Genomic DNA, 17,412 nt, shown 5'->3' with positions numbered 1-17,412 from the left:
AATAAACGTTTTGAAAAACATTTTTGGATTTAGCCATTTAAAATGGTAAACACCTGCGTTAGGGATTACTCATGCATATTATTTTGAATTAATGAAATCGTGAATTCTTCGCATTTGAAGCGGCATCCTTTTTATAGCTTGATACTAATGAATCGTTGTAAAAAGAAGAATTTAACTTTAATTGTGGACTTCTGCTTTCGCAGGAATGACAAAAGCCAAAAGATTGAAATGAATAGCCGAACCCTCCCGATAGCTATCGGGAGGGGTAACGCCCAAATAAAACTTTTTAATATTTAATTAAGATTCATGCCTTCGGTGGAATGGCAAAACTGCCTATCTTTGCTTTTCATTAAAAGTATAGAAACACATTGCGATATTTTATTGAACTTTCCTATAACGGTAGTGCGTACCATGGTTGGCAAATCCAACCCAAAGCCATTTCTGTACAGGAAGTTATTGAAAATGCCTTGGGTTTGCTCTTAAAGGAAAAAGTGTCCATTACGGGCGCTGGTAGAACCGATACCGGGGTGCATGCCCAACATATGATGGCGCATTTTGATAGTGATGTAACTTTTAGTGAAATGGATTTGGTTTTTAAACTGAATTCGTTTTTGCCTAAAGATATTGCCATTCAATCTGTTTTTAAAGTAAAAGCGGATGCACATGCACGTTTTCATGCGTTAAGCAGAACGTATTTATATAGGATTTCGTTGAAAAAGAACGTGTTCAATTTTGATAGTGCCTATTACGTGAAGCAGCATTTGGATGTTGAAAAAATGAAGGCGGCATCACAACTGTTATTTCAGTACAAAGATTTTCAATGCTTTTCGAAAGTAAATACCGATGTAAAAACCTTTAATTGCGAGATGATGCAAGCCGATTGGTTTTTTGAAAATGACGAGATTCATTTTGTAATAAAAGCCGATAGATTTTTAAGAAATATGGTGCGTGCCATTGTGGGTACCATGGTGCAAATTGGTTTAGGCAAGCTGCAAGTGGAAGATTTGCACACCATAATACAATCTAAAAATAGGAGTGAAGCGGGTTTTTCGGTGCCAGCACATGCTTTGTATTTAACGAAAATTGAATATCCAAACGATATAAAATTATAATGACGAAACAAAAGGAAAATATTTTTGACTTTACATTGTTCAAACGGTTGTTTCAATATATAAAACCGTATCAAATCATCTTTTTTAGCTTATTGGTTTTGGTTATTTTGTTGGCCATTTTAACGACGGCAACCCCTTATATTACCAAATACGCTATTGATAATAGCATTGCAGTAAAAGAACCTAAAAGCTTTTTGTTTTATGTGCTTATTATGTTTGCTGTTTTAATTCTTCAAACTATTTTTCAGCTTACGTTTATATATTATGCCGCTTGGTTAGGGCAGAATTTGGTAATGGATGTGCGCGTAAAACTATTCAACCATTTGCTAAGTTTTAAAATGAAGTATTACGATAATTCTTCGGTTGGTGTGTTGATTACCAGAGCAGTGACCGATATGGAACGTATTGCCGATATTTTTGGACAAGGTTTGTTCACCATTTTTAGGGATTTGTTGGCTATGATTGTGGTTTTTGGGGTGATGGTTTATATTAATTGGCGATTGAGTTTAATCGTTTTTATCATGCTGCCATTGCTTATGTATGCTACTAGAATTTTTCAAAAGTATATGAAAGTGGCTTTTGAAGAGGTTAGAAATGAGGTGTCTAACTTAAATTCCTTTGTGCAAGAACGTTTAACGGGGATGAAAATTTTACAGATTTTCACACGTGAATCTATTGAATACAAAAATTTTATAGACATTAATGGCAGACATAAAAAAGGCTGGTTAAAAACCGTTTGGTACAACTCTATTTTCTTTCCGTTGGCCGATTTGGTGTCGTCTATAAGTATTGGTTTAATTGCTTGGTATGGTGGTTTGAATATTGTGTTGAATGGTACTGAAGTATCACAAGGGGATTTGATTGCTTTCGTTATGTTCATTCCTATGTTGTTTAGGCCATTACGCCAAATGGCTGATAATTTCAATACGCTTCAAATGGGTATGGTGGCTGCCAACCGTGTATTTAAAATTTTAGATACCACATCGCATATTGATGATACAGGAACGCATGTGGCAGAGCATTTTAAAGGCAACATTGTTTTTGACAAGGTGTTTTTTAATTATGTAGATGATGAAGATGTATTAAAAGGTATTTCATTTAACGTGAAAGAAGGAGAAACGGTGGCCATTGTAGGCGCAACTGGTGCTGGGAAATCGACTATTATAAATTTATTGAATCGTTTTTATGAAATTAAAGATGGTGTGATTTCTATTGATGGGCGCGATATCAAACAGGTAACTTTGGCATCGTTACGCACACAAATTGCGGTGGTTTTACAAGATGTGTTTTTGTTTGCCGATACCATTTTAAACAATATAACACTTAACAATCCGGAAATTACGGAAGCCGTGGTAACACAAGCAGCTAAAGACATTGGGGTTCACAATTTTATTGCCAGTTTACCAGGAGGCTATCATTATAATGTGAAAGAACGCGGGGTAATGTTGTCTTCAGGCCAACGTCAACTCATCTCGTTTTTAAGAGCTTATGTTACCAACCCTAGTATACTGGTTTTGGATGAAGCAACATCGTCTGTCGATTCACATTCGGAACAACTCATACAAAATGCAACCGATAAAATGACCAATGGCAGAACGTCCATTGTTATTGCGCATAGACTCGCTACCGTTAAAAAAGCAGACAAAATTATTGTCATGGATTCTGGTGAAATTGTAGAAGAAGGCACACATGCACAACTTCTTAAAAAAGAAAATGGGTATTATAAAAACTTGTACGAAGTTCAGTTTTTAAAGGAAGAAGTGCTTTAAGCTAAATCTCTTTTAATCATTAAATTTAGTTGGGTGTTGTCCTCAAAAACCACAAATTCTCCATCCTTAAAATAGGAAATATTACCTGTTTCTTCACTTACAACAAGCGCTAAAGCATCTGTTTTTTCGGTAACGCCTATAGCAGCTCTATGGCGTAAACCAAAACGTTTTGGAATGGTTTTTTCATTGTTTAAAGGCAGAATAACCCGCGTTGCTTTTACAATATTGTTGCTTACTATAATAGCGCCATCGTGTAGCGGGCTGTTCTTAAAAAAAATACTTTCAATAATGGGCTGCGTTACTTTTATATTCATTTCATCGCCTGTAGAACTTAAAAAATCCAAGTTATTATTGCGTTCAAAAACAATTAAAGCTCCGGTTTTAGATTTACCCATTTTAATGCAAGCCGAAAGAATAGCATCTACATTGGTTTCGTCGGAAGTTTCAGTTTTTAAGAATTTGAATTGTTTAAATATTTTTCCTCGTTTACTAAAGTTTGTAGAACCAACCATTAATAGGAATTTCCTGATTTCTGGTTGAAACACCACTATCAATGCGATGATTCCCACTTTCATAAAACCACCGAAAATACCCGATAGTAGTTCCATGTTCAAGAAATTGGTAAGTCGCCAAACTAAGTAAATTATGATGATTCCTATAAAAATATTGATGGCCACCGTGCCTTTAACCAGTTTGTAAATGTAGTAGAGTAGAAGTGCCACTAGGAACACATCAATAATATCAACAACAGAGAATTTTAAAAGGTCATCAAAAATTTCCAAGGCAAAATGGGTTTTGGTAAATTTAGTAAAATAAGGTTAATTAAAAATGAATTCGTGGTTTGATATGGTAACATTCTTTAAGTCTAATTCAGAAAACATCAATTTATACGAAATGTAATCTTGAATCGTTAAATTTTGATTGAAACTTAATATGATTTCAACAGGACTCAGTTCATTGGTCAATATACGTTTGATATTATTCAATAAATTGTTCTTTTTTGAAAGCACGGAAGTAATGTCAAAAAGAGGAAACTCCAAATAAATTTCATTAGAAGAATAAAAATCAATTTTCATTTTGTTTGAAAAATCCAAATTAGAATTTGAAGCAACATAGTCATGGAAAGCTTCATTATGATAAACCACATTGGTAAATTCTACAAACCCTAAGTTTTTTTTGCTGGTATCATTACAGGTAAAATAGTTTTTGGCATTTTCGTTTTTGTGCTCAGATTTTTGTTTCTTTTCTTGAAGAAATTTTATTTTAGGAATGGCTTGTTTCAGTGTTAAGCGTTTGTCTACATTAATCAACCAATTCGTGGTGTTAATTAAGTTTTTTCGGTTTAATTCTAAACTATCAGGTTGGGTTTCATCATAAAATAAATAGGCAGCCGATATATCTTTTATTTCAGATATTTCAGATTGATTAATCTCAGGAAGTTCAACAACTTTATCTTTTCCGCAGGAAAAAACAAAAAGCAAAACGATAAGAAGACAGGTGGCTTTCATAGATTCAACATTTAACATTTTAGCGCTTCTACCAATTTAATAGTTTCCATGGCTTCCTTCACATCGTGTACCCGTAAAATGGAGGCGCCTTTTTGTAAAGCAACGGTGTTTAAAACGGTGGTGCCATTTAACGCTTCATTGGCAGTAGTTTCTAAAGTTTTGTAAATCATCGATTTTCTGGAAATTCCAACAAGTAAAGGCTTTTCAATCATTTTAAACAACTCTAAATGATTCAATAACTCGTAATTCTGTTCTATGGTTTTAGCAAAACCAAATCCAGGATCTATAACCATATCAACAATACCCAAAGCTTTAGCAGTTGCAATACGTTCAGAAAAATAAAATAAAATGTCTTTGGCTATATTGTTGTAATTGGCATGCTGTTGCATGGTTTGTGGCGTGCCTTTCATGTGCATCATAATATATGGCACGTGTAAATTGGCAACGGTTTGCAGCATATTGTCGTCTAATTTTCCAGCGGAAATATCGTTAATTAAAGCAGCACCAGCTTCAACGGATTGTTTAGCAACGTTACTTCTAAAGGTGTCAATGGAAATTACTGTTTTTGGGAATTCTTTTAAAACGGCATGTATAATGGGTAAAATGCGTTGCAATTCTTCAGCTTCCGAAACATGATCTGCATTGGGTCTAGAGCTATATGCGCCAATATCAATAAATGTAGCTCCATCATTCAGCATAGATTCAACGTGTTTTAATATAGCCGCTTCATTTTTATGAATGCCACCATCGTAAAACGAATCTGGAGTTATGTTTAAAATACCCATCACTTTTGGTGATGACAAATCGATGAGTTTTCCTTTGCAGTTTATGGTCATGCTTTTTTTAGACACTAATGCGTGAATGCTTTTTTGTTTAATGTAAATTTAAAATGCTTTCAAAATTAAGAATTCAGAGTCGGTTTTGTGCTAAAAAAACAATTATTTGTGTATTCGTGGTAACTTTAAAAAACATTTGAACTTTCAACTTTGAACTTTAAACTATTTAAGCGAAATTTACACAAAATTCGTTTTAATACATGCAAGATACTTCAAAACAATACGATGCCGTAATTGATACCTGTAAAAGTTTATTCATTAAAAAAATGTCCGATTACGGAAGCGCATGGCGCATATTGCGTTTGCCATCGCTTACCGACCAAATTTTTATTAAAGCGCAACGTATTCGTGGATTGCAACAAAATGATGTAAGAAAGGTTGATGAAGGTGAAGTTAGCGAGTTTATTGGCATTATAAATTACAGTATTATGGCGTTGATTCAGTTGGAAAAAGGTGTGGTGGAACAACCCGACTTGTCTACAGAAGAAGCCACTGAACTATACGAAAAACAAGTTGCCATTACCAAAAAATTGATGGAAGATAAAAACCACGATTATGGCGAAGCATGGCGCGATATGCGTGTAAGCAGTTTATCCGATTTAATTTTGCAAAAACTACTGCGCGTTAAACAAATTGAAGACAATAAAGGCAAAACATTGGTAAGTGAAGGTATTGACGCTAATTACCAAGATATGATTAATTATGCGGTTTTTGCAATGATCCATTTAAACAAAAAGTAATTTTAAAAGAATGTTACCTTGAGCGCAGTCGAAAGGTCTTAATCATAAAGAAAATGAAAGCATTAGTAAGCATATCAAGAATTTTAGTTGGTGTTTTATTCATCATTTCAGGTTTAATAAAACTCAATGATCCCCTTGGTTTTTCATATAAATTACAGGAATATTTTAGCGTAGATGTTTTAAATATACCGTCATTAGAGCCTTATGCCTTAATTTTTTCGGTATTAGTAGTTGTTTTTGAAGTGGTTTTGGGTGTGTTCCTAATTATTGGTTACAAACCAAAATTTACTGTTTGGAGTTTACTATTAATGATCGTATTTTTTACGTTTCTAACCTTCTATTCGGCGTATTTTGATAAAGTTAAGGATTGTGGCTGTTTTGGTGATGCTTTAAAATTGACACCATGGGAAAGTTTTACTAAAGATGTTGTTTTATTGGTGCTCATCCTCATTTTGTTTTTTGGAATTAAACACGTAAAACCAGTATTTAGCAATTTGCAAACCACCATTTTAGCTTTGCTAAGCTTTATTTTTAGTTTTTGGTTGGCGTATCATGTACTCATGCATTTGCCTGTAGTAGATTTTAGAGCTTATAAAATTGGGAACAATATTTTAGAAGGTATGTCTACACCAGAAAATGCACCTAAGCCAATAGTGGAATATTATTGGAAATTTAAAGTGAACGGTGAAGAAAAAATAATCACTACAGATGGTTCGTATCCAGAAGTGGATGGTGATTATGTTGATGTCGATTCTAAAGTAATAGACGAAGGTTACAAACCGCCCGTGGTAGATTTTTCAATAGAAGATTCCGAAGGCGATAATTTAACAGAACAGTTTCTTTCAGAAGAAAACCTAATCATCATCGTTTCATACAATTTGGAAAAAATGGAAAAAGCAGGTGCTGAGAAATTGAAAGCTATGTCAGACCAAGCTATTAAAAAAGGTTACAAAGTTATTGGTTTAACGGCATCGGGTGAAGATGATAAACAGAAAATTAATAAGCTTTATAAATTGAATTTCAATTGGTATTTATGTGATGAAAAAGCCCTTAAAACCGTGGTACGTTCAAATCCAGGTATTTTAGAATTGGATAAAGGCACCATTAAACAAAAAGTACATTGGAATGATATTGACGAATTGAAGTTGTAATTTTTAACAAAAAAAAGTTTAGTTGTTTGTCGTGTAGTCGTTTAGTCGACCTCGACTTAACAACATACAACTAAACAATAAACTATTTGATAAGCTATATCCTAAATAAAATCACATACGCATTACTCACCTTATTTGGTGTAGTAACCGTTATATTCTTTTTATTCAATGTGCTTCCCGGTGATCCCGCACAAATGATGCTGGGACAAAATGAAGGTAGCGACCAATTGGCCATTGTAAAGCAAAAATATGGGTTTGATAAACCTATTAGTACGCAATATTTTTATTATTTGAATGATTTATCGCCGCTATCATTTCATTCAAAAACAGAAACCGATTATACGTTTTTAAGAAAAGACAAATATACTGCAACACGATTATTTTCAATAGGAAATACCACCACTGTTTTAAAGTTGCCGTATTTACGAGAATCGTTTACCAAACAAGGTAAAAAGGTGAGTGATGTTTTGGGTGAAACTTTGCCAAATACATTCGTCTTAGCAGTATCTGCCATCATAATTGCCATATTTATAGGCATTGTTTTAGGCATTGTTTCAGCATTGTATAAAGACCAATGGCTGGACAAAACCATTCAAATATTCAGCACCTTTGGTATGAGTGTGCCGTCGTTTTTTAGTGCCATTTTATTTGCATGGTTCTTTGGTTTTGTATTACATAAATACACCCATTTAGAAATGACGGGAAGTCTTTATGAATTGGACGATTTTGGTGAAGCCAATCATCTAAAATTAAAAAACCTCATACTTCCAGCCATTGTTTTGGGTATCCGTCCTTTGGCAGTCGTTATTCAATTAATGCGAAATTCGTTATTGGAAGTTTTTAATCAAGATTATATCCGAACCGCCAGAGCAAAAGGCTTAAGCGAATATCAAATCATAAAAAAGCATGCGCTTAAAAATGCTTTAAACCCCGTGGTTACAGCTATTTCAGGGTGGTTTGCTTCCATGTTGGCAGGTGCGGTTTTTGTAGAGTATATTTTTGGGTGGAACGGTTTGGGAAAAGAAATTGTAAACGCCTTAAATACATTGGATTTGCCTGTAATTATGGGTTCCGTTTTAGTAATTGCTTTATTATTTATCATTATCAATATTTTTGTAGATATAATTTACGTTTGGTTAGACCCTAAAGTAAAACTTCAGTAAATTTGCATGTTTTCAAAAAAGAATTTTTAACCTATGAAAGTAAAATATATAGCAATTCTATTGATAAGTATTTTAAACTGTAACGCACAAGAAACACCAACGCAGTTTTCTAAAGCAGCATTAAATGATGCTTTTGTAACCTTAGAAGGAAAAACAATAACATTCAGTGAAATTTTAGAAGAAAACAAAGGTAAAACCTTGGTGGTTGATGTTTGGGCATCTTGGTGTAAAGACTGTATTGGTGGTATGCCAATGGTTAAAGATCTACAAAAGGCATATAAAAACACCACCTACGTTTTTCTGTCGTTAGATAAAACCGAAGATGCATGGAAAAAAGGCATCAAAAAGTATGGTGTACAAGGTCAGCATTACTTTATGCAATCAGGGTGGAAAGGTCCATTTGGTGAATTTATTCAGTTAGATTGGATACCTAGATACATGGTCATTGCCCCAAATGGAAGCATAAAACTATTCAAAGCCATTGAGGCAGACGATAAAAAAATCAAAGAAATTTTATAATAAAACTTAATAAAAGTCCTTCATTCAAAAGGTAAATTAAAAAATGAGACAACAAATTGTAGCAGGAAACTGGAAAATGAACAACGATTTAGCGCAAACCGAAACGCTAATAACAAACTTAAAAAGCCAAATAAAAACGTCTGATGCGGAGGTGATGATAGCTCCAACATTTACCAACTTATGGCAAGCATACCAAACACTGAAAGATTCAGATATTGAGGTGATTGCCCAAAACATGCACTTTGCTGCCAATGGAGCTTACACAGGCGAAATTAGTGCAAGCATGCTTAAAAGCGTAGGTGTTAAAACCGTTATTTTAGGGCATAGCGAGCGCCGTGAATATTTTGGAGAAACCGATGAAATTTTAGCTAAAAAAGTAGATGCAGCTTTGACAAACGATTTACGTGTTATCTTCTGTTTTGGTGAAGTGTTGGCCGACAGAAAATCAGGAAACCACGAAGCCGTAGTAGAAAGCCAAATAAAAAACGCCTTGTTTCATTTAGAAGCCTCGGCCTTTAAAAACATTGTGTTGGCTTACGAACCTGTTTGGGCTATTGGAACTGGCGAAACCGCAAGCCCAGAGCAAGCACAAGATATGCACGCCTTCATCCGTAAAACCTTAAGCAATAAATACGGTGCCGATGTAGCAAACAGTGTATCCATTTTATACGGTGGTAGCGTTAAACCAAACAATGCACAGGAAATTTTTGGAAAGCCAGACGTAGATGGTGGTTTAATTGGTGGTGCAGCACTTAATGCAGACGACTTTTTTGCGATTGTAAACGCATTTTAAATTTGTCATTTCCTTGAAGAAGGAAATCTTTTGGGCGTTACCCAAGGGTCGCGCTATACACTGTATCTTTTTGGCACTTTAGGGTGCCAAAAAGGATGCCGTTTCTATCGCTAACGCACTTATCAATGGCGAGTACAATTATAATTTCATAGTTACCATGTCAAACATCATTTATATAGGTTACGAATTTAAAGTGACACCATTACAACCAGGCGTTGAAATTCTTATAGCAGAACTCGGTTATGCAGGTTTTGAAAGCTTTGTAGAAACCGAAGAAGGCGTGACAGCATACATTCAAAAAGACGAATGGAATGAATCGATACTTGATGATGTTCAAATTCTAAATTCCGAAGAATTCAAAATAACATATGAGTTCAACGAAATAGAACAAACTAACTGGAACGAAGAATGGGAAAAGAATTTCAATCCTATAATTGTTGATGATGTATGTTCGGTGCGTGCACCATTTCATGAAAAACCTAATACCCAATACGATATCATCATCGAACCAAAAATGAGTTTTGGTACTGGGCATCATGAAACTACTCACATGATGATCCAACATATTTTAAAAAACGATTTCACCAATAAATCGGTTTTAGATATGGGTTGTGGTACAGGAGTTTTGGCCATTTTAGCAGAAATGAAAGGCGCAAAACCTGTTGACGCGGTAGATTATGATAACTGGTGCTATTTAAACAGTATTGAAAATGTGGAGCGTAATAATTGTAAAAACATCGCGGTTATAGAAGGCGATGCCAGTGTTTTGTCTGGTAGAAAATACGATATTATTATAGCCAATATCAATCGTAATATTTTATTGAACGATATGGAAACTTATGTGTCGTGTTTAAACCAAAATGGACTCTTGTTTCTAAGCGGATTTTACAACGATGATATCCCTGTAATTCAAGAAACGTGTGAAAAATATTTGTTAAAATTTGAAGAAAAGTTGGAAAGAAACCATTGGGTTGCTTTAAAATTTTTAAATTAGTAAAAACTTTGACTTATGAGTACTAGAGAAAAAACATCTGAAGAAGTACTACTTCAAGAAGAAGTACTTACCCAAAACGAGATTGTGTTGTTTAATGACGACGTTAACACCTTCGACCATGTTATAAATACACTTATCTATGCATGCGAACACACCGCGGAACAAGCTGAACAATGCGCTATCTTGGTGCATTATAAAGGCAAGTGTACTGTAAAAACAGGTCTGTACGACGATTTGAAACCGCGTTGCAGTATGTTACTTGATGCCGGTTTAAGTGCTGAAATTATATAACTTAGTGTGGTAGTTTATCTTTTAAAACACCATAAATAAAAGTGCCTAAAACTGCAGCGGCAATAACTATAAGCATGCTGTAAACGCCTGTTCCCAGTAAAATATACATAGGACCTGGACAAGCACCTATAAGTGCCCAACCCAATCCAAAAATACTACCACCAACAATATATCTAATAAAACCGTTATCTTTTTTAGGTACAAAAATATCAGCGCCTTCAATACTTTTTATATAGCCTTTCTTTGAAATTTGAAGAAATAGAACACCAGAAGCAATAGCAGTACCAATAATGCCATACATATGGAACGATTGAAAACGGAACATTTCATAAATACGGTACCACGACACAGCTTCCGATTTTACTAAAACAATTCCAAAAAATACGCCTACTAGTAAAAATTTAAAATATTTCATTTGTTTAGTTTTATTGTTTTTTAAATGCCAAATGCGACTCGCTTTTATAATTGTTAGTATAAATGCTTGAATAAGTTGCTCGTTTCATAATCTAAAAAATTAAGGGTAAAATAAAGTTGGTCATTATCAAGCCTCCAATAAAAAATCCAATGACAGCAATTAAAGATGTTTTTTGTAAACTGCTAAGTCCTGTAATGGCATGTCCAGAAGTACAACCGCCAGCATATCGTGTTCCAAAGCCAACCAACAACCCACCAACTATTAGCAATAACAATCCTTTTATAGAAGTAATGGCTTCAAGATTGTACATTTCGGTGGGTACTAAAGTAGCACCAGCATTTTTAAACCCCATTTGCTGTAATTCGGTTACGGTAGCAGGGTTTAAATTGCTAATACGATCATTTGATAAATAATTGGCAGCTATAAAGCCTCCAATAATGGCACCAACAACAACCGTTAGGTTCCATGATTGGTCTTTCCAATTAAATTTAAAAAAGTTTGAAAATTTATCGGCTCCCATGATTGTACACATCGTTCTTAAGTTAGACGACATGCCAAATGTTTTTCCAAAATATAAAAGTAGCGCCATTACTATGGCAATAAGTGGTCCGGATACATACCATGGCCACGGATTTAAAATATAGTTCATACCTGTTAATTTAATGCAAATGTAAAAAGAAGCAAAGCTTAGTTATGTAATAAATGTTACTTAAGTTTAGTATAAATAAGACCGTTTTTAAAAGACACTAATAATAAGAATTAAAAATGAAATATAATATTGAAATAAATTTGGTTGTATTTTAATAAAATTTTATATTTGCACCCACTTAAAAAGGCCTCGTGGCGCAACTGAATAGCGCACTTGATTACGGCTCAAGAGGTTACTGGTTTGAATCCAGTCGAGGTCACACCGCTAAAACCCCACTATCTGTGGGGTTTTTAGTTTTTATACATTTTTTATTTTTTGATTTTCAGTTGTTTTTCGTGTTAAAAAGTGGTAAAATTGTAGTAAAAGTGTATCTAAAATGTATCCATTTTGAAAGCATCTGTTACTATTTTAACGTCAAAAATCACAAAAAAGGGGCATCCTATTTGTGTTGAATTGTTTGTTTCTTCAAAAAATAGAACTCGAAAAACGATAGGTTATACCCAAGCATTTTTTTGGGATGCTGAAAACTCACAACTTTTAAAAGCACATCCAGATTATTATTATCTCCATCCCGTAGTTCTAGAGTATAAAGCTAAATGTATAAAGATAAGTTACGGGAATTATACACCAAGTGAAGCAAAACAAATTTTGTTTGATGATAATAGTGGAGATACTAAAGAAGCTATGTTCCTAGAGTTTTTTGATATAAGAATACAAGAAAAGCAAACTCAAAACCAAAGTTTTCAATCTTATAAAGATGTTAAGAGTATTATTTCTCAATATATTTCGCCAAGAACCGATATACCTATCAATAGTATTACATACGAATGGCTTAATGCTTTTATGTTACATAAAATAAAAATGGGTGTGAATTTGGGTGGTGTAATGAGCTACTTTCGTACCATGCGTGCTATTTACAAAGAAGCTCAACGTCGTACTTCGTTGAGTATTAAGTCCGGAAACCCTTTTTTAGGAATAATGAAAACACCCACACCCAAACCCGTTATTGAATTACAACCGAATCAACTTCAGTTTTCTACAGCATATACTCCTACCACATCAAACCCCAATAGCGCATTAAAACAACATCGTAATTTAGGTTTGTTGTTATTTCAATTTTATATTGGCGGGCATGATTTGGTTGATGTAGCTTTATTAGAATGGGGGAATATAAAAAAAGACAGAGTAGTGTTTAAGCGTTACAAAAACCGTAACAAAAAAAACGGTGGTCCAATTATAGATAATAAATTGTTTGATGAAGCTTTAAGTTTTATAAAAAAGTATGGTACATCAGAAGCAACAAGAATTTTTAGTTTCATACCTAATCCTATTAGTGATAAAGGTAAATACGCATCGTTTAGACGTACTTACAATCGTAGTTTAGAAAGTATTTCAAAAAATAAAAAACTTCCAGAATTTTTGAAAAGTAAAAGCACCAGATATTTATTTAGGACTTATGCTGGCGAATTATTAATACATAATTTAATTGTGATGAAGTTGCAAGGTCACACACCAGAAGGTATTACTTATAATTATCAAGGGAGTATTTCTCATCAAGTTATTGATAATTCACATCGAAAAATCATCAACTATTTAAAGCAAGTACAAACTAATGATTAAACATGCTTTGATTTTATTTAATGTTTAAAATTATGTAGCCTTATTTCAGGACGGGTCAAAGTTTACGCACGCCTTCTCTAGGAAGGGATTTGCGTCTTTTCTTTATTATCTCAATAATCCGCTGTTCTATTTTTAAACGCTTATCAGCCCTGTTTTTATACTTATAATAAGCATTGCGTTTATGTCCAAAACAATGGGTTATGGTCGATAAAGAAGCAAATCCCTTAGCTTTTTCCTTGGCCTTGATTAAGGCTTTGTACTTAACTTTTTTTTTAGTTCGGCAACGGATTTATAGCCCAGGTCTTCTGCAGCTACTTCCAGATATGAATCCAATACCAAGGCATCTAGATCCTTTTTTAAGAGTAGCTTTTTAAGCTGTTCGATCTCTTTTTGCAGTTCTTTAATTCGTGTTATCTCGTCTTTTGTTTCCACTTTTACTCTGGTGTTCATGAGGTCTTTACGGTTGTACTTCCTGATCCATTCATTAATGGTAGTGGGCGCAATGCCATAAAGTTTACCTAGTTGATTTTTGTTTAGTTTTCCGGTTGTGATTTCGTCTAAAATTTTCAGTTTAAAAGGTTCTGAATACCGTCTGATTACTTTGTCGTTTTTGTACATAATGTTTAAAATTATGTAGCCTTATTTCAGGACGGGTCAAAATTGTAGCTAACGTTGATGTATATGGAAAGTTGCGTGTTTGTGTGCGAGGATTTTCCGAAGGAAAATCAGATGCAAGCAAACAAAGCAACTCACATTGGTTAAGCACAAAATAGCAATTTTTTATATACTGTGTTGGCTACAGTTTTTTTATTTTTTCCCAAAAACTTTCTGTTTTGAGATTGTCAAAATCAATTTTTAATTTTTTCCATTCTTGATAGTCAGAATTTATTTTTGAATATTTCATTCCATCTGTTTTATTTCTGTTTGTTACGGTTTTTAACATTCCTAAGTAGGAGAGTCTTTTGGTTAAATCTCTATTTATTTTTGTTTTATTATGAAACAATTTTATTAAGAATTCTTTTAGTTCAAAAGGATGTTTTTCATTTAAAAACTCTGCTGCGCCACGTTTGTTTTCGTAAACATTAGATTTGGTAAGGAGAAGCCAAAGTTCGTTTGCTGTTAATTTTGGAAGTCTAACTAATCCAAATTCTTTTCCCCAGCCATTGTCCCATAATAATTCCTTTTTCCATTTTTGTCCAACCGTGTCAACAAAAATATCCAATTCATTAGTCGGTTTTAGGCTAAAATCCGATGGGTTCAATATCTTACGCCCAATAGATGTTATAAAGTATTTTTTGTCTAAATCATTCAATTTGCGATTTTTTTGATAATTGTAGCCAACGTTTGGTATATGGAAAGTTGCGTGTTTGTGTGCGAGGATTTTCCGAAGGAAAATCAGAAGCTAGCAAACGGGTAACTAACATTGGATTAGCTAAAACTAGCAATTTTTTATATACTGTGTTGGCGTGCGTTTTTAATTTAATTTGGTCAGTTCAGTTATTGAATCCGACACTTTTATTTTTTCACTATTATCAGTTGAGATAAATGGAATTCTATAAACTATTCCAGTATCAAATTCTACAGTCAGCATTTCTCCACCACCACTTGAGCCAATTGCGTAGTGTCCGTGGTGATATTTTTGAACTTCATAACCTTTATTAAGTTCATCCATTTCGGTCAAATCCCACAAGATGAATTCGAAGTCAGATTCGATTCCGCTTACAATTTGAAGATTCTGCTTTTTTATTTCTTGTTTTATTTTTTCTATAGTACTCATTTTTTTAATGCACGCCAACGTTTGGTATATGAAAAGTTGCGTGTTTGTGTGCGAGGATTTTCCGAAGGAAAATCAGAAGCTAGCAAACGAGCAACTAACTTTGGTTTAGCTAAAACTAGCAATTTTTTATATACTGTGTTGTAGGTAGTTTTTTTATAATCGGTAGCCTAAACCTATTTTTAATATATTAACGTTTGTATTGTATTTTATATCAGGAATTTCGCTTTCAAGACTTATTTTTATAAAATCGTATTGAACTTGGGCAAACAATTTATCATTTATGTCATAAGCAATTCCTAAATTAATGTTTAAACCACTTTGAGTTTGACTACCACCAGAAATGTCAAATCCATTTTGAGTTCCTTTAGCGTCAAAAATTATAAAAGTATATCCAAGTCCAACAGAAGGATGAAAACTTTTTATAGATTCAATGTCTAATTCCGCAAATATTCTTGGTTGAATTAAGTATGCTGTGATTTTAAAGTCTTGAAATTCATTATTTGGTCGGGAATCATTGATTAAAATCCCACCATTTAAAGAAGCTCCTAAATTTAAAGGATTTAATTCAGCAAATCTGAATTTAGCACCAAGGTCAATAATTCCGCTATAATTTTTTCCAACGAAATTCTCGTCTATTGGAACTGGATAATTTAATTCAAGACTAAATTTCGAATCTTGAGAAAATGATTTAATTGTAAAAATCAATAATAATGTTAAGAATAATATTCGTTTCATAGTTCTTTTTTAAATTACCTACAACGGTTTAGGCTATGGTTTCGTTGCGGAATGATTCGGCAGAATTATTCCGCCGTAAACCAAACATTGCAAATACGCAGGAATTTCCGATAGGAAATTCCGCCGCAATGAATTATAGCCAGTGTTGTGCATAGTGTTTTTATTTTTTAGGTTTCATTTTCCAAATAATCCACGTCACTAAAAACGAGACAGTAATAAGCAAAATAGAAACTCCGATATCATTCAAATTCCAATTTGGACTTGGAACATAGTCTCTATGAAAATCCACTAAAGTTCCAAATGTCACTTTGTAGGTTGTCCAAAGTCCGTGCAACAATGCAAATCCAAAAGCGCCAATCCACATTATTTTTCTATTTATAATAATCGGTCCAATCAACAGTAGAGTTGAGACAATCATTAAAATCAGCATATCAATTCTGAATGGGCTAAAGTCATATTTATATTTAACGAAATTCAGTCCGACAAATATCCACAAGAGTAAAATTCCACCGTAAATCAGGCGTTGTTTTTTCTCGTTTTTCAGATGTTCAGTTATAGAAATTCCGTTTTTCAATTCAGTCCATTTTCAGTTCTCCGTAACGTTGCTTTACATTATGCACAACGTTTGGTATATGGAAAGTTGCGTGTTTGTGTGCGAGGATTTTCCGAAGGAAAATCAGAAGCTAGCAAACGAGCAACTAACTTTGGTTTAAGGTAAAGCTAGCAATTTTTTATATACGGTGTTAGCATATCGTTTTAATTTATTAATCGGCTATATAAATCCTCTTTCCCAAACAGAACAACACCAATAAAAGCCAATCCAACAATTAGGATTAAAAGCGTTATAGAAAAAAAAACATCCGTTGTCTTAAATTTAGAGGAGGTCATTGGAGCAAAAATTCCATAAACATCGTCAGAATAATTAAGCCATAGATTCAGGTCTCTATTGTGCTTCTTTATACTCAAATTCCGGAATAAGTTGTCAATCATTATAAAGACTGGTGTAACTACAAACGAATAAAATAACAACCTGAATTCATTGGTAGCAGAGAAAGCAAAACCTATCAGTCCAATTATTGTGAACCCAACGGCAATTGTTTTTTTTAATTGGTCAGTATTCCATTTCCTTTTTCTTCCGAACAATAATAGAAATGGTACTCCTATCAATATTATGATACTTATTTTTGTCATAATGTATGCTAACGGTTTTGTGTATGATTAGTGGCGTGTTTAAGCACCTAATTTAGCAAATAAAAACCGAATAAAATGGACTGCCCCCAAAACCTTAGACAAATTTATAATTAATTTTGACAATAATGAGCTCGATATTCAATAGGGCT

Annotated in this window: 21 protein-coding genes and 1 tRNA gene; 11 read left to right on the top strand and 11 right to left on the bottom strand. The window is 33.6% G+C overall.

The features are described from left to right. Positions 1-368 precede the first annotated feature (368 nt). Together truA and ACGK9U_RS15055 are read left to right on the top strand one after the other, a co-directional pair. Positions 369-1,112 (top strand): tRNA pseudouridine(38-40) synthase TruA, encoded by a 744-nt coding sequence (truA, locus tag ACGK9U_RS15060; RefSeq protein ID WP_394467331.1) that lies wholly within the window; start codon positions 369-371, stop codon positions 1,110-1,112. Then, positions 1,112-2,881, top strand: coding sequence for an ABC transporter ATP-binding protein (locus ACGK9U_RS15055; RefSeq protein WP_394467330.1), 1,770 nt, complete (start codon positions 1,112-1,114; stop codon positions 2,879-2,881). Before truA ends, ACGK9U_RS15055 begins: the two co-directional genes overlap by 1 nt. On the opposite strand, the gene ACGK9U_RS15050 is transcribed toward ACGK9U_RS15055, so the two are convergent. Genes ACGK9U_RS15050 through folP form a run of 3 tightly spaced genes read right to left on the bottom strand, consistent with a single transcriptional unit; the run spans position 2,878 to position 5,225 of the window. Then, positions 2,878-3,663, bottom strand: coding sequence for a diadenylate cyclase (locus ACGK9U_RS15050; protein WP_394467329.1), 786 nt, complete (start codon positions 3,661-3,663; stop codon positions 2,878-2,880). The two genes, ACGK9U_RS15055 and ACGK9U_RS15050, sit on opposite strands and share 4 nt — an antisense overlap. A 36-nt stretch (positions 3,664-3,699) precedes the next feature. Beyond that, the gene (locus ACGK9U_RS15045) at positions 3,700-4,389 is read right to left on the bottom strand and encodes a hypothetical protein (protein ID WP_394467328.1); all 690 of its coding nucleotides are present in this window, start codon (positions 4,387-4,389) and stop codon (positions 3,700-3,702) included. Positions 4,390-4,400: 11 nt separating this feature from the next. Then, on the bottom strand, positions 4,401-5,225 hold the full coding sequence (folP, locus tag ACGK9U_RS15040) for a dihydropteroate synthase (protein ID WP_394467326.1): 825 nt from the start codon (positions 5,223-5,225) through the stop codon (positions 4,401-4,403). A gap of 200 nt (positions 5,226-5,425) precedes the next feature. Between folP and ACGK9U_RS15035 the strand changes: the two genes are divergently transcribed. From ACGK9U_RS15035 to ACGK9U_RS15005, 7 genes are all read left to right on the top strand, one after another. Next, positions 5,426-5,965 carry a DUF1599 domain-containing protein gene (locus ACGK9U_RS15035; RefSeq protein WP_394467325.1) on the top strand — a complete coding sequence of 180 codons (540 nt, stop codon included), beginning with the start codon at positions 5,426-5,428 and terminating at the stop codon, positions 5,963-5,965. Positions 5,966-6,018: 53 nt separating this feature from the next. Next, positions 6,019-7,116: a BT_3928 family protein gene (locus ACGK9U_RS15030; RefSeq protein ID WP_394467324.1), complete on the top strand. Its 1,098-nt coding sequence runs from the start codon at positions 6,019-6,021 to the stop codon at positions 7,114-7,116. 86 nt (positions 7,117-7,202) lie between these two features. Then, positions 7,203-8,279 (top strand): ABC transporter permease, encoded by a 1,077-nt coding sequence (locus tag ACGK9U_RS15025; RefSeq protein ID WP_394467323.1) that lies wholly within the window; start codon positions 7,203-7,205, stop codon positions 8,277-8,279. A 33-nt stretch (positions 8,280-8,312) separates the two neighbouring features. Further along, entirely contained in the window at positions 8,313-8,798 is a 486-nt protein-coding gene (locus ACGK9U_RS15020) for a TlpA family protein disulfide reductase (protein ID WP_394467322.1), read from the top strand. A 43-nt stretch (positions 8,799-8,841) separates the two neighbouring features. Then, a complete protein-coding gene (tpiA, locus tag ACGK9U_RS15015; protein ID WP_394467321.1) occupies positions 8,842-9,591 on the top strand; it encodes a triose-phosphate isomerase in 750 nt (249 codons plus the stop codon). A 157-nt stretch (positions 9,592-9,748) separates the two neighbouring features. Beyond that, positions 9,749-10,585 (top strand): 50S ribosomal protein L11 methyltransferase, encoded by an 837-nt coding sequence (prmA, locus tag ACGK9U_RS15010; RefSeq protein ID WP_394467320.1) that lies wholly within the window; start codon positions 9,749-9,751, stop codon positions 10,583-10,585. Positions 10,586-10,600: 15 nt separating this feature from the next. Beyond that, positions 10,601-10,876, top strand: a complete 276-nt coding sequence (locus tag ACGK9U_RS15005) for an ATP-dependent Clp protease adaptor ClpS (protein ID WP_209655212.1) — start codon at positions 10,601-10,603, stop codon at positions 10,874-10,876. A 1-nt stretch (position 10,877) separates the two neighbouring features. On the opposite strand, the gene ACGK9U_RS15000 is transcribed toward ACGK9U_RS15005, so the two are convergent. Next, positions 10,878-11,291 carry a DUF6691 family protein gene (locus ACGK9U_RS15000; protein ID WP_209655211.1) on the bottom strand — a complete coding sequence of 138 codons (414 nt, stop codon included), beginning with the start codon at positions 11,289-11,291 and terminating at the stop codon, positions 10,878-10,880. 91 nt (positions 11,292-11,382) lie between these two features. Further along, entirely contained in the window at positions 11,383-11,940 is a 558-nt protein-coding gene (locus tag ACGK9U_RS14995; protein ID WP_394467318.1) for a YeeE/YedE family protein, read from the bottom strand. 185 nt (positions 11,941-12,125) lie between these two features. On the opposite strand from ACGK9U_RS14995, the gene ACGK9U_RS14990 reads away from it, so the two are divergent. After that, positions 12,126-12,199, top strand: a tRNA-Arg gene (locus tag ACGK9U_RS14990). Between the two features lie 128 nt (positions 12,200-12,327). Further along, positions 12,328-13,560: a phage integrase SAM-like domain-containing protein gene (locus ACGK9U_RS14985; protein WP_394467317.1), complete on the top strand. Its 1,233-nt coding sequence runs from the start codon at positions 12,328-12,330 to the stop codon at positions 13,558-13,560. A 246-nt stretch (positions 13,561-13,806) separates the two neighbouring features. On the opposite strand, the gene ACGK9U_RS14980 is transcribed toward ACGK9U_RS14985, so the two are convergent. The 6 genes from ACGK9U_RS14980 to ACGK9U_RS14955 form a co-directional block, all read right to left on the bottom strand. After that, complete coding sequence (locus ACGK9U_RS14980; protein ID WP_188655257.1) at positions 13,807-14,178, bottom strand: transposase; 372 nt, start codon at positions 14,176-14,178, stop codon at positions 13,807-13,809. 178 nt (positions 14,179-14,356) lie between these two features. Further along, the gene (locus ACGK9U_RS14975; RefSeq protein ID WP_394467316.1) at positions 14,357-14,782 is read right to left on the bottom strand and encodes a hypothetical protein; all 426 of its coding nucleotides are present in this window, start codon (positions 14,780-14,782) and stop codon (positions 14,357-14,359) included. A 252-nt stretch (positions 14,783-15,034) separates the two neighbouring features. After that, complete coding sequence (locus ACGK9U_RS14970) at positions 15,035-15,337, bottom strand: hypothetical protein (RefSeq protein WP_394467315.1); 303 nt, start codon at positions 15,335-15,337, stop codon at positions 15,035-15,037. 153 nt (positions 15,338-15,490) lie between these two features. Further along, a complete protein-coding gene (locus ACGK9U_RS14965; protein ID WP_394467314.1) occupies positions 15,491-16,072 on the bottom strand; it encodes an outer membrane protein in 582 nt (193 codons plus the stop codon). Between the two features lie 160 nt (positions 16,073-16,232). Continuing rightward, on the bottom strand, positions 16,233-16,646 hold the full coding sequence (locus tag ACGK9U_RS14960; RefSeq protein ID WP_394467313.1) for a hypothetical protein: 414 nt from the start codon (positions 16,644-16,646) through the stop codon (positions 16,233-16,235). Between the two features lie 182 nt (positions 16,647-16,828). Continuing rightward, positions 16,829-17,263, bottom strand: coding sequence for a hypothetical protein (locus ACGK9U_RS14955; RefSeq protein WP_394467311.1), 435 nt, complete (start codon positions 17,261-17,263; stop codon positions 16,829-16,831). Positions 17,264-17,412 lie beyond the last annotated feature (149 nt).

This window comes from Mariniflexile sp. HNIBRBA6329 (assembly GCF_043558645.1).
GTDB lineage: Bacteria > Bacteroidota > Bacteroidia > Flavobacteriales > Flavobacteriaceae > Mariniflexile.
This window is presented reverse-complemented; position numbering and strand designations above follow the sequence as displayed.

Excerpts from the sequence above, each read along its gene's own strand:
- ACGK9U_RS15055 (WP_394467330.1), top strand. The coding sequence starts at position 1,112 with ATGACGAAACAAAAGGAAAATATTTTTGACTTTACATTGTTCAAACGG.
- ACGK9U_RS15045 (WP_394467328.1), bottom strand. The coding sequence starts at position 4,389 with ATGAAAGCCACCTGTCTTCTTATCGTTTTGCTTTTTGTTTTTTCCTGC.
- folP (WP_394467326.1), bottom strand. The coding sequence starts at position 5,225 with ATGACCATAAACTGCAAAGGAAAACTCATCGATTTGTCATCACCAAAA.
- ACGK9U_RS15035 (WP_394467325.1), top strand. The coding sequence starts at position 5,426 with ATGCAAGATACTTCAAAACAATACGATGCCGTAATTGATACCTGTAAA.
- ACGK9U_RS15030 (WP_394467324.1), top strand. The coding sequence starts at position 6,019 with ATGAAAGCATTAGTAAGCATATCAAGAATTTTAGTTGGTGTTTTATTC.
- ACGK9U_RS15020 (WP_394467322.1), top strand. The coding sequence starts at position 8,313 with ATGAAAGTAAAATATATAGCAATTCTATTGATAAGTATTTTAAACTGT.
- tpiA (WP_394467321.1), top strand. The coding sequence starts at position 8,842 with ATGAGACAACAAATTGTAGCAGGAAACTGGAAAATGAACAACGATTTA.
- prmA (WP_394467320.1), top strand. The coding sequence starts at position 9,749 with ATGTCAAACATCATTTATATAGGTTACGAATTTAAAGTGACACCATTA.
- ACGK9U_RS15005 (WP_209655212.1), top strand. The coding sequence starts at position 10,601 with ATGAGTACTAGAGAAAAAACATCTGAAGAAGTACTACTTCAAGAAGAA.
- ACGK9U_RS15000 (WP_209655211.1), bottom strand. The coding sequence starts at position 11,291 with ATGAAATATTTTAAATTTTTACTAGTAGGCGTATTTTTTGGAATTGTT.
- ACGK9U_RS14995 (WP_394467318.1), bottom strand. The coding sequence starts at position 11,940 with ATGAACTATATTTTAAATCCGTGGCCATGGTATGTATCCGGACCACTT.
- ACGK9U_RS14980 (WP_188655257.1), bottom strand. The coding sequence starts at position 14,178 with ATGTACAAAAACGACAAAGTAATCAGACGGTATTCAGAACCTTTTAAA.
- ACGK9U_RS14970 (WP_394467315.1), bottom strand. The coding sequence starts at position 15,337 with ATGAGTACTATAGAAAAAATAAAACAAGAAATAAAAAAGCAGAATCTT.
- ACGK9U_RS14965 (WP_394467314.1), bottom strand. The coding sequence starts at position 16,072 with ATGAAACGAATATTATTCTTAACATTATTATTGATTTTTACAATTAAA.
- ACGK9U_RS14955 (WP_394467311.1), bottom strand. The coding sequence starts at position 17,263 with ATGACAAAAATAAGTATCATAATATTGATAGGAGTACCATTTCTATTA.